The following is an 11687-nucleotide window of genomic DNA, read 5'->3' as shown; positions in this document are numbered from 1 at the left end:
CATCACGCGTCGGAAGTACGCTCGGTCGCGGCCCCGTTGCCGAGCAACCTGTTATCCCAGACGGTGGATGAATGCGGACCGTTAGACAGATTCCGAAGGAATCTGAGTTAGGAAAGTTAAGGCCACTCCAACCTGTTGAGCGCCAAGGGATTATCCGCGATTGCGGTCCCCGATAGCACGAGGATCGGGTCCCCGATGGCACGATAGTCCCGGTCCCCGATAGCACGACGCGACTCACAGTCTATCCCCAGGTCGAGAGATTCCATCTCGACGAAATCTCGAAACGAATGCGTGAGGAAGGACCGACGTGAAGGCTAGACGCTCCGCCCCGCGCGTACCGCGATCGACGATCAGCCGGTAACCCGGCAGCGCCTGCCGGCGCACGATCTCGCGCAGGTCGTACGCAAAGTGCTTGAGCGGCGAGAGGCTGCCGGACTTCGCATGCAGGTGCAGAAAGTCGAAGCTCCAGCCGCCGGCCTGACGGCCGCCATGCTTGCGCACGACGCGGTACAGCCATCGCTCCAAGCCACCCGTCAGATCGAAGTAGGCCCGGTCGATGGTGAGCACCAGTGCGTCGTCCAGCACGCCGGCATAGAACCAGTCGGGCAGAACCAACTCGAGGCCAAGGGGTCGCCCGTTGGCATCCGTGGTCTCCTTCCATTCGTTGATCCAGGAGAAGCGGTGACGTCGCCGTTCTGCAGACTGGCGGATCGACGTCAGCACGCTCGTTGACTGGAGCCGGTCGAGCGCGGCCTTCAGACGCTCGTAGTCTCGTGCGCCAGTGCCGCGGCCGACGAAGGTCAGAATCTCGTAGGGCGTCGTCGCCATCAGGCGGGATGTCTGCAGTCCGGCGTCTCGCGCCTCGACGATCTGCGAGGCGGCCCAGATCAGCACGTCTGCATCCCAGATGGTCGCCATGCCGTGGTCGGGAACGCCCTCGACACGGATGGCGACGGTGCTGGTGCGGTAATCAATCGGCAAGACACGCTTGGACTTGGCCAACGAGAAGAAGGGATAGGCCATGAGGTTCTGCTGGTCCCGCGGCGCCAGGCCACCCGGCAACGCGCGAAACAGATGCAGCTGATTGCGCTCGCTGGCCCGCTTCTGCTGAGAGGTCATGCGCTGGCTCCGATCAACGCCGAAGCCTGGCGGCATCGGCGGGAGCCGCGACATGTCGCTTGGCCGGGAGCACGATCCCCACGCCGGGATCGGACGTTGAGGTCTTCGCGCCGCGATCGGCCCATGCCTTGAGGTCTTCGAGGGCATAGACAACCCGACCGCCGATCTTCCGGTAGGTCGGACCCGTGCCATAGGTCCGATGTTTCTCCAGGGTGCGCCCTGAGAGACTGAGGAAGCGTGCAGCTTCAGGGGTGCGCAGAAAGCGTGGCGGCAGACCGGCGGTTGGATCTGGCATTTGAGAGGCTCCGTGTCCTGGCGAGAGCCGTCGACGGTGACGGCGGATCGACGGTCACGGTGGCGAAGGACGACGGCGTAGGAGGATGACGGACTGGCGTGCCTTCAGAACGGCACCCCGAGCTTCGGGGCAAGAGCCTCCTACCGCCCGCCCCGCAGCAGCTTCCGATAGCCTCCGTTCATCATGGCCACAGCATCTGTGACCAGCCGAATGGTCTGGCCCCTGATAGATGACGTCTTCCAAGGGAAACGGGCGACGGCCTGCGTGCCATAGAGCGCTAGCGCGATCTCACGGTAGCTCGCTCCCGCGAGGTGACCGTCCAGCGCACGGATCATGCCGAGGAGCCGATTCCGGAGGCGGGCCGTTATCCGCCACGCAGGTGGAAGCGCGCCTGCCGGCTGGCGGTCGAGGCGCCGCTTGAAGCGCAACAGGCCGGCAAGACGCAGCAGAACGGTCTCATCCAGAGGAACGAGCGCCGCCATCGGCGCCACCGGCTGCACGCCTTGAAGCCAAAGATAATGCGGGCCACCGGCGTCATCTACAACGCAAGGGCACTCGGTTAAACGCCCCAGGTCAGCAAATGACTCGAAGCGATAGGCATTACCAAAACCCTCAGGTGCAGGAACAAGAATCACCGCATGAGGTATCAGATCAGGGCGCCATAATACCGGCGCAGCTGACGCAGCGAGGGCCGGATCGCGGGCGAAAGGAAAGCCCCCAGTTCCCTCCCACCGTCTCTGAACTCAGGCCCGATTCATCTGGATCTTCTGCAAGTTCGTCATAGTCTTCGCGGTAAGCCGGATTGCGCCGGAGGAACTCCCAGGCGAAACCAGCACGATCCAGATTCTTCAGCGCGTCGACATATTCGGGCGACCTCCAATCGGGTCTCTTCGTCATCAAAGACTCCGTTTACACACGATTACTCAGGGCTAACCGAAGCAAGCCTTTCATGCGACCAACGGTTGTTGAAGAACCCAAACACCGAACGCGCGATGTCGTTTGCAGTGGTCCCAAAGCGCCTATCTGAGAATGCTTGTTTGATGCATACCCGTCAGATGCGCGGTGCACGCAACAGATGACGAAAGCCCTTCTCGGTCATCCACCGGGCCCGCGCCAGATGACTGTCATGGACCAGCCGAGCGCGCTCGGGTTCTTGCGTCGGATCGAGGCCAAAGACAATTTGCACTGCTTCCCGCCAGTCCGCGGACTCGGCCGCAGCATCGAGCAAGCGAAGGTAGGTCACGAAATGCCGCTCGTCATAGGGCGTCACCTGATCGCTATCAGGAGGGCTGTCGTCAAAGGAAAGTGTGGTCATCGCGGCTCATAAGCAGGGAGAGATTAGCGGTACCCCCGCCACCGCATTGTCACAGCCCAGGGAGCCAGTGGCGATGCACGCGGCGCATCACATCAGTCAATTCGTGAGCTCACCACGTGAGCGGTGAAGACCATCGAAGCCTGATCTGCATAAAAGCATAGACAGATCGCTAGGAAAATGGCCCGCGTATTATAGTACGTAGCGTCAAAATACGCGATTGCCTCCTATCCTGCGAATGGACATTCGCAAGGTGTTCGGCGCCAATGTCCGCTCCTACCGACTGGCGGCGGGCCTCAGTCAGGAGGCCGTCGCCGTTCGCATGGGCGCGGACCGGGCTTATGTCAGTGCGATCGAGCGTGGGCTGCAGAACGTCACGCTTCTGTCGATCTGGGAAATAGCGCAGGCCCTGAGCGTTCGGCCGGCTGACCTCGTGATGGAGCCTGTTCCAAAATCGAAGTCGTGACCGCAAGGGATCGTCACCGTCAGGCGAAGACGCCCTTCCCCCGCTCTAACCGAAGGGCGGCTTCGTGCGGCCGCCAGCCCCTCCCAGCGGCCGCATAGAGCCCGGTCCGGCGCAGCCGGATGCGCCAACTCCCATCAACCGGCTATGCGCTAACGCCACAACACAAAAATTGGTTGTGCAGGCAAAATCACGTTGGCCGTCATTGCGCTGGGCGGACCAGCCGGCGCGTCCGCCTTGAGCAAAGAAAAACCCCGCCCGGCGAACCGGGCGGGGCTTCGGGGGGGCGCTGGTTTACTCGCCGTTCTTCTTGCGGCTGCGCGACCAGATCAAAGTGAACCCCTCGCCGTCCTCGTCGTCGAACAGGTTGGCGAAGATCGGTGCGTTGAAGCTCGGATCGTCGAGCTTGAGCGAGAGGTAGTCGCGGCCCTCGTTGGAGCGCTTCGACCAGGCGGCCCCGATCTCGGCGCGGCCGACGAAGACCCGGTAGCTGGGGGCATTGTCATTCGACCGGTTGGCCTCGGGAACAATGCGGACGCCCTTGGTCTGGACGCTCAGGGTGACGATCTCGCCCTGGTACTCGTTGCCGGCCTTCTTGAAGGAACCGATGTTGGCCATATGACTTCTCCTTGCTGTTTCGAGCTCCGCGACCATCGCGGCCTCGATGGCGATCGTTTGCCGAAGGCGATCGACGCCGCACCCGCTCGCGGGCCGGAGCGCAGCGGAGGATGGCGGCGGAGCGACTTTCTTGCCTCGCGAGGAATGGGCGAAGCCCAGGGGAAGAAAGTCGCTCCGTCGCCATTGCGGCTCAGGCGATCGAGGCACCGCCGTCCTACGGCTAGATCAAGCCAAGGAGAGGCCGTGGGTCCGCGCGCCGAACAGCATCCTCACGGGAAGTCGTGGCTAACCTGAAGGGTCCTGCGCAAGAGATTCGGCATGCCGGGCGAAGATAAGACGGCCATAGCGTAGAGAAAGGATTGCTTTGTCCCCAACCGACCCGGCGTAGAAGATGAACCCGCCACAGCATCTTGTCGGCCGGGCCTAGGACGCGGGCTCATCGAAGCGCTATCGAGGGCTGCGTTCGTGCCACCGCAGGATACCGAGCAGTCACCACCCACCTTCGCCAATCTGTACGGCGAGAAGATGCTAAGAGTGTCAGCGTCTCTGGTCGTGCGGCCGCCAGCCGATCGGCGAGTGAGCTCCCTCGGTGCCCTGTCCGCCCGACGCGACAAACAGCGCCATGCGCGAGAAGGCTGTGAAGCCAGCGAGAACGCCGCCGACAACGGCAAATGCCATCTGCCAGCCGCCGGCGGACATGCCGATGCCGGCCAGCGCAAACGACACCTGATAGCCGGCGATCGTTGCCGGCACGGCGTAGAGCAGACCGATGATCGCGCGGATCAGCAGAGTATGCGAGGTGGCGAAGGCAATCTGTCCGAGCGCCAAGGTCGCACCGCTGACAAGAAACCCGACGATGAACGTTCCCATGACCCCTCCCCCGCTATCAAAAGCAGCGAGACCCGCCGTCAGTCCGGCTAGGAAAGGAAGCGCATAGATGGCGAGCGCGAACAGCAGCCAGCAGAAGAAGCCGAGGCCAACGACGCTAAGAACAATACCAGTGACAAGCATGGTGGATCTCCGTGACACGAGTCGAACGGCGGCGCCTTCCACCACCACCATGGCGCCATCGAATTACTGTCGAATGTTAAGTTGGCCAAAAGGTGGCGCTTACGCGCCGCCCGAACCGAAGCGCCAGACCGGGATGCCGAGCTTGCGAGCCTTGTCGGCGAGGTTCTCCTGGATGCCTGAGCCGGGGAAGACGATGACGCCGATCGGCAGGACTTCCAGGATCTGGTCGTTGCGCTTGAACGGCGCGGCCTTGGCGTGACGGGTCCAATCCGGCTTGAAAGGGATGTGAGGCACCTTGCGGTCGTCGGCCCAACGGGCGGCGATGCGTTCGGCGCCGGTCGGCGATCCGCCGTGCAGCAGGACCATGTCGGGATGCTTGACGCGGACCTTGTCGAGCGTGCTCCAGATCAGGCGATGGTCGTTGAAGTCGGTACCCCCGGTGAAGGCGATCTTGGGACCGGCCGGTACCAGCAATTCCGTGTCGGCCCGGCGGCGAGCGGCCAGGAAGTCTCGGCTGTCGATCATCGCCGCGGTGAGCGCCCGGTGATTGACCATCGACCCCGTGCGCGGCCGCCAGGCCGAGCCGGTATGGACCTCGAAGCGGTCGGCGGCCTGGTCGCGAAAGAGCTCCATGGCGTTGCGGCGTTCGATCAGGGTGAGACCCTCGGCGACGAGCCGCTCCAGCTCGACCGAGCGCACCTCGGAGCCGTTCTGCTCCTTCTGACTACGGCGTTGCGCTTGCTCGTTGCCGTCGAGTTCACGCTCGATCCGGTCAGTGGCACGATGAAACAGATTGACGGTCGACCACAGCAATTCCTCGAGGTCGGGCTCGAGACGCGTGTCGGTGAGCGTCGAGACGAACGCATCGAATATGTCGACAACAGCACCCACGATGCTTTGAGCAACCGGGAGTGCCCGGGGATCCGGCTCGTCCTGGAAGGGACGATGACCGTAGAGCTGCAGTTCGGTGAGGACGTGATCGGTCGGGGATGAGGCGTGCACGGGCTCGAAGTCGGAATCGTCGCGGTCGGTCGCCATGATGATGTCCTTTGTCGGATCGGCCGCGCCCATCGCGGCCTTCGTGGGCGTCGACAGACGGCGGGCAGAACGGTCCCGCACCGCGCTTGCGGCCGGAGCAGAGCGGAGGACGGCGGACCGAGGCTTTCTTGCCTCGCGAGGAATGCCGGCGAAGCCGGCAGGGGAAGAAAGCCGCAGGCCCGCCGTTGCGGGACCGGGCGGCCTGCCGTCCGATCGCCCCTCTAGAAGGCCGGGGCGCGCTCTACTCCGATCCGAAGGGCAACAAAGCGACCGGCCACGAAGCGAACCGCCGTGCCCGTGCTCATGCCGTCACGGCCGTCGCCAGGGCCAGGAAGCGAACAATGTCCTGCGGAGCGAGTTGCCGGCGCACTGATGCTCGAAGCCTTTCCACTCCCAGGCGGCGGAGATCCTCGTTGAAGTCGTCGAAGCACGGCGACAGGCTCCTCACCTCGATTCCGGCGGCCTCGGCGCGGTGGCACAGGCTGGCCGTCGCGGCATCACCGGCCAGATCGGCATCGCGTGCGACATAGATGCGGCGCAAGGTCGGTGGAAGCAGCAGCGCCGCGAGATGGTTGGCCGAGAGCGCGGCCACCATCGGCAGGGTCGGCACGATGATGCGCAACGACAGCATGGTCTCGATCCCCTCTCCGGCGGCCATCACGTCGTCGGCCACACCGAAGCGAACACCGTGCCCGAGAAGATGACCCATGGCCCGTCGCGGCGAGTCGACGGGCGCCTTGCCTTGGCCCGACCGGTCGAGCCAGGTGCGGTGCACTCCCTTGATCCTGCCGCCAATATCGGTCACCGCGGCGATCAGTGCCGGCCAGGTCTCCGTCGGACTGTCGTCGTCGGGCCGATAGTAGCAGCGCGGATGGAAGCGCAGCGGATCACCGTCGGCTACGGTTACGATAGCTCGGCTGTGCAAGTACCTTTGCGCCAGCGTACCCTCAATGGGCTTGGATATGCCGTAGAGACGTCGCGCGGACTCAGGCGAACCGCGCGGCGCGGGAAGACGATCCCGCCGTGGACCGAGCTGGTCCGGCGGCAAGGCCAGGAACGCGCGCGCCTCGTCCAGGGTATCGCGCAGGCGATCGAGGCCTTGATTGAGAGCGATGAGGTCTAAAAGGTCGCCATGCTCGCCCGTTGCGGCATCGGTCCATTTGCCGGCGGCTCCCTTGCCATGGTCCGGCCCGCTCAAGCGGACGAACAGGCTGCGGCCCCGGGTGTTGGCGACGTCGCCAACCAGCCAGTAGCGACCCTCGCGATGACCGTTGGAGAGATAGTGGCGGCACACCGCCTCGGCGTTGCGAGCCAGGCGGCGTGCGAGGTCGGCGGCGGGCAACGACATGGCTGCCCCTCACGCTGCTACCCGATCGGCGATGCGCACGATCGGGTAACGCTCCATCAGTTCGGCAAGGATCGAAGGCCCGTTGGCGCCGGTCGGCACGAACAGGCGCAGCTTCCAGGCGATGATCTCGGAGATGAGGCCCATCGCCTTCAGGCGATCGACCATGCCATCGGTGAAGCCGCAGAGTTCGACGCGGAACAGGCCCATCACCCTGGCGCGACGCAGGCTCAGCCCGTCCTGCAGCTCGAGGATGGTTCGACCGTCGAGCACGGCGGCCCAGGCATCCGCCGGTGTAATACCCACGCCGTCGACGCTGACGGCCTGCACTACCCAGGCCGGCGAAACCAGCCGGCCGATGACGCGCTCGCCGACGTCCGTCTGCAGGCGGTAGACTCGCATGGAGTCGTCCGGTAGGCGCTTCCAGATCGGCAGCAGCAATCCCGTGACGACGTGGAGATCGCTGTCGGTAAAGGCCGGAATCGCGACGAGTTCCCGCTGCCACGCTTCAGTGAAGGCGACACGATCGGCCCGTTCCCAGTACGTCTGGTCCAGCGCCGCCAAGGGCATCGCCGTCCGCTCCATCGGGCGCAGCAGACGGACACGGCGTTCGACCTCGCCATCGTCCAGCATGAGGCTTGCCGCCGGGACTTGCACGGCCGCGCGACCGGACTGCGCATTGAGCAGCAGCACGGCACGCGGATCGTCCGCGCGATCCAACGCCTCGGCGAGTGAGAACGGCCGGCTGCGTTCCCGCCGGCGGATGGTGAACACCTGGGTCTCCGCGCCGGTCTGCGGATGGACATAGAGCGAGCGCCGGTCGGTCACGACCAGGCTCTCGGCGGTCAGCGTCTCGACGCCGATGTCGTAAGTGCCGGAGGCCTGCGCCCCCTCGATCTTCGCCCGCAGAAGATCCTCGAACACGCGGAACAGCGTGTTCTGCAGATCGATGGTGAGCGCCAGCAGCCGATTGAGGAAGGTCGTGATCGGCGGCAACTCCTCGCGCAGGCTGCCATCCTGGTCGGTCAGGTGCAGACCCGTGGCAGCCTGGAAAGCCTCCAGCGAGCAGCCCTCCACCTTGCCGGCGAACAGCAGGAGGTAGAGCTGGCGCAAGGCCGCGCGACCATAGGGAGATTCGAGATTGTCGTCCGAGCGGAACAGTCCCTGACCGCCGGTCTGGCGCTGGCCCTTGGTGATGGCGCCCAAGGTGTCGAGCCGCCGGGCGATGGTCGACAGGAAGCGCTTCTCGGCCTTCACGTCGGTGGCGATCGGCCGGAACAGAGGCGGTTGCGCCTGATTGGTGCGATTGCTGCGACCCAGCCCCTGGATGGCGGTGTCGGCCTTCCAGCCGGTCTCCAGCAGATAGTGGACACGCAGCCGCTGGTTCCGGGCACCGAGATCGGCATGGTAGGAGCGGCCGGTGCCGCCGGCATCGCTGAATACGAGGATGCGCTTGTCGTCATCCATGAAGGCCTGCGCTTCGGCCAAATTGGCAGACCCCGGACGGTTCTCGACACAGAGGCGGTCACCCTTGCGCACGATCCGCCGCGACCGGCCGGTCACCTCGGCGACCAGGTCGGTGCCGAAGCGCTGCACGATCTGGTCGAGAGCGCCCTGGACCGGCGCGAGCGCGGCCAGCCGCTCGATCAGGCGATCGCGGCGCTCGACGGCGTCGCGGCACTGCACGGGCTGGCCGTCGCGATAGACCGGCCGCGAGGAGAGATTCCCCTCGCTGTCCGTGAAGGACTCGAAGAGCTGGGTCGGAAAGCTGAGCGCCAGGTAGTCGAGCACATATTCGCGCGGCGTGATGTCGACCTGGACGTCGCCCCATTCCTCGGTCGGGATGTCGGCCAGCCGGCGCTCCATCAGTGCCTCGCCGGTGGAGACAATCTGGATGACGGCAGCATGGCCGGCGAAAAGGTCGCGCTCGATCGCCGCGATCAAGGTCGGCGTCTTCATCGAGGTGATGAGGTGGGAGAAGAAGCGCTGCTTGGCCGACTCGAAGGCCGACCGAGCCGCCGACTTCGCCTGCGCATTGAGCGTGCCGCGCTCGCCGGTGACGTTGGCCGCCTGCAGGGCAGCGTCGAGATTGTTGTGGATGATCTGGAAGGCGCCGGCATAGGCATCGTAGATGCGAATCTGCTCGGGCGTGAGCGCGTGCTCGACCAACTCGTATTCGACGCCCTCGTAGGCCAGCGACCGGGCCGCATAGAGGCCGAGCGCCTTGAGATCGCGAGCGAGCACCTCCATGGCGGCGACGCCCCCGGCCTCGATCGCCTGGACGAACTCCGCGCGCGTGGCGAAGGGGAAGTCCTCGCCACCCCAGAGGCCGAGCCGCTGGGCATAAGCGAGATTATGAACCGTGGTCGCACCGGTGGCGGAGACGTAGACGACGCGGGCATTGGGCAACGCGTGCTGCAGCCGCAGGCCGGCACGGCCCTGCTGCGACGGCGCCTGGTCACCGCGTTCTCCCTTGCCGCCGGCGGCATTGGCCATGGCGTGGCTCTCGTCGAACACGATCACTCCGTCGAAGTCCGCTCCCAGCCAATCGATGATCTGGCGGACCCGCGAAACCCTTTCCTCGCGCGCGTCGGTCCGTAGCGTGGCGTAGGTGGTAAAAAGGATGCCCTGCTCGAGCCGGATCGGCGTTCCCTGGCGGAAGCGGGCGAGCGGCGTCACCAGCAGCCGCTCCATGCCAAGCGCCGACCAGTCGCGCTGGGCATCCTCGAGCAGCTTGTCGGACTTGCTGATCCACACTGCCCGGCGGCGGCCCTTCAGCCAGTTGTCCAAAAGGATGCCGGCGACCTGGCGGCCCTTCCCGGCGCCAGTGCCGTCGCCCAGCATCCAACCGCGCCGGAATCGCACAGCGTTCTCGGCGTCGTCGGGCGCAGCCGAGACGACGTCGAAGGTCTCGTCCACGACCCACGATCCGGCGAGATGGCCAGCATGGGCCTCGCCGGCAAAGATGACGCTCTCGAGCTGGGCATCAGACAGCAGGCCGGCACTGACGACATTGGCTGGAAGCTGAGGCCGATAGGCGGGCTTGGGCGGTGCGACCGAGGCCATGGCCGCCGACTGAACAAGCCTCGTCGGATGCGGCCGCGCGCCAGCGATCTGAACCGACTGAAGGTCGTATCCTTCGTACAGGGCCTCGGTGAGGCCGCCTCCCTCGGCCGGCTTCCAATCCACGGTCTCGTACGCGAGTTCGGGGCCCTCTCGCTCAAGCGAACTGCCCGCGACGGCGGGCGGCTGTCGTGCTGGCTTGCGGCTCGGTCTGACCGTGACGGGATGGACGGGTGTCCGAAGTGCAGCCACGCCGTCAACAGGCAAGCGTGCTGGAACGCAGGTGGCCACCCACTCGAGCAGCGTGGCAACGTCGGGCGCCACGCCTGATGATGCCGGAAACGATCTCGGATCGTCGGCGGGCTCACGATCGATGACCGTCAGCCGGGTCTCGACCGTGGTGCCGTGGCGGGCATAGACACGCCCATCGACGGCAGCGCTAAACACGATGCGGCCGCGTTCCTGGAGGCGGACGAAGGCCTCGCGCCATGACGGATGGTCGGGCGAGAAACTGGCGCCGGTGATCGCCACCAGCCGTCCGCCCTCGGCAACGCGCGCAAGTGCGGAGGCGACATGGCGCAGGGCGGCGTCGGCAACGGCGCCGTCGACGTGCGCTGCGGCCGAGAACGGCGGGTTCATCAGCACGACGCTTGGGCGCACTGCATCGTCAAGATGATCGTGGATGTGAGCCGCGTCGTAGCGAGTCTTCGCAGCACTGGGAAAGAGCGCCCCAAGCAAGGCCGCGCGGGTTTCCGCCAACTCATTCAGGGCCAGCCGACTGCCGGCGAGCTCGGCGAAGATGGCGAGCAGGCCCGTGCCAGCCGAGGGCTCGAGAACGAGATCGGCCGGGGTAATCGCGGCAGCGCTGGCGGCGACAAACCCGAGCGCGAGCGGCGTCGAGAATTGCTGCAGCGCCTGGCTCTCCTCGGAGCGTCGCGTATGTGTAGGAAGAAGCGCCGCGATCTTGCTGAGCATGAACAGTTCGGCAGCCGGCGAGCCAGCCCGCGCCCGAATGACAGGGCCGAACTTGCGCATGAACAGCACGGTTGCCGCCTCGCAGGCGTCGTAGGCGGTCTTCCAGTCCCAGGCGCCGACCGCGTCGGAGCCGCCGAAGGCATCCTCCATGGCCGCGCGCAGGGTGACCGCATCGATGCGGCCACCGCGTTCGAGGTGAGGGAGAAGAAGGTGCGCGGCCGCGGCAATGCCGGCGGCGGGATCGTCAGAAGAGACGGCGAACGAGCGCAGGGGCACGGCTGCGGAAGCGGAAACATTCGACATGAGGAGACCTCTGGAGAGCGGGAACGGTCCGAACCAGGAGGCGCTCTCTCTCGACCCCGCCGGCTCAAACCCGTTCCGGCCGTCCTCTCCCTCTCCCTTGGAATCGGTCACGGCGGCTCTCTCAATGGAAAAAGCCCGGCGCGGT

Annotated in this window: 11 protein-coding genes; 1 reads left to right on the top strand and 10 read right to left on the bottom strand. The window is 65.5% G+C overall.

The genetic code is table 11. The annotated features are described in order from the left end of the window. Positions 1-234: 234 nt before the first annotated feature. From ACO07K_RS02990 to ACO07K_RS02970, 5 genes are all read right to left on the bottom strand, one after another. Entirely contained in the window at positions 235-1119 is an 885-nt protein-coding gene (locus ACO07K_RS02990; RefSeq protein WP_324505425.1) for a replication initiator protein A, read from the bottom strand. A 13-nt stretch (positions 1120-1132) separates the two neighbouring features. Further along, a complete protein-coding gene (locus tag ACO07K_RS02985) occupies positions 1133-1414 on the bottom strand; it encodes a helix-turn-helix transcriptional regulator (protein WP_324505426.1) in 282 nt (93 codons plus the stop codon). Positions 1415-1554: 140 nt separating this feature from the next. Further along, positions 1555-1896 carry a DUF2285 domain-containing protein gene (locus ACO07K_RS02980; protein ID WP_324505429.1) on the bottom strand — a complete coding sequence of 114 codons (342 nt, stop codon included), beginning with the start codon at positions 1894-1896 and terminating at the stop codon, positions 1555-1557. 169 nt (positions 1897-2065) lie between these two features. Continuing rightward, positions 2066-2311, bottom strand: coding sequence for a transcriptional regulator domain-containing protein (locus tag ACO07K_RS02975; protein ID WP_324505430.1), 246 nt, complete (start codon positions 2309-2311; stop codon positions 2066-2068). Positions 2312-2465: 154 nt separating this feature from the next. Continuing rightward, positions 2466-2729: a DNA -binding domain-containing protein gene (locus ACO07K_RS02970; RefSeq protein ID WP_324505432.1), complete on the bottom strand. Its 264-nt coding sequence runs from the start codon at positions 2727-2729 to the stop codon at positions 2466-2468. Positions 2730-2964: 235 nt separating this feature from the next. Here ACO07K_RS02970 and ACO07K_RS02965 point away from each other — a divergent pair, with 235 nt between their 5' ends. Further along, on the top strand, positions 2965-3192 hold the full coding sequence (locus ACO07K_RS02965; protein ID WP_324505433.1) for a helix-turn-helix domain-containing protein: 228 nt from the start codon (positions 2965-2967) through the stop codon (positions 3190-3192). Positions 3193-3483: 291 nt separating this feature from the next. On the opposite strand, the gene ACO07K_RS02960 is transcribed toward ACO07K_RS02965, so the two are convergent. The 5 genes from ACO07K_RS02960 to ACO07K_RS02940 form a co-directional block, all read right to left on the bottom strand. After that, positions 3484-3807 (bottom strand): DUF736 domain-containing protein, encoded by a 324-nt coding sequence (locus ACO07K_RS02960; protein WP_324505435.1) that lies wholly within the window; start codon positions 3805-3807, stop codon positions 3484-3486. Between the two features lie 537 nt (positions 3808-4344). After that, a complete protein-coding gene (locus ACO07K_RS02955) occupies positions 4345-4818 on the bottom strand; it encodes a hypothetical protein (protein WP_422034429.1) in 474 nt (157 codons plus the stop codon). Between the two features lie 99 nt (positions 4819-4917). Beyond that, complete coding sequence (locus ACO07K_RS02950; protein ID WP_422036623.1) at positions 4918-5856, bottom strand: DUF2493 domain-containing protein; 939 nt, start codon at positions 5854-5856, stop codon at positions 4918-4920. Between the two features lie 301 nt (positions 5857-6157). Then, on the bottom strand, positions 6158-7204 hold the full coding sequence (locus ACO07K_RS02945; protein WP_422034428.1) for a DUF7146 domain-containing protein: 1047 nt from the start codon (positions 7202-7204) through the stop codon (positions 6158-6160). 9 nt (positions 7205-7213) lie between these two features. Beyond that, positions 7214-11542: a strawberry notch-like NTP hydrolase domain-containing protein gene (locus ACO07K_RS02940; RefSeq protein ID WP_422034426.1), complete on the bottom strand. Its 4329-nt coding sequence runs from the start codon at positions 11540-11542 to the stop codon at positions 7214-7216. Positions 11543-11687 lie beyond the last annotated feature (145 nt).

It is taken from the genome of Reyranella sp., from assembly GCF_965228225.1.
Lineage (GTDB): Bacteria > Pseudomonadota > Alphaproteobacteria > Reyranellales > Reyranellaceae > Reyranella.
Note: the sequence above shows the minus strand (reverse complement) of the source record. Positions and strands in the feature narration are given on the sequence as shown.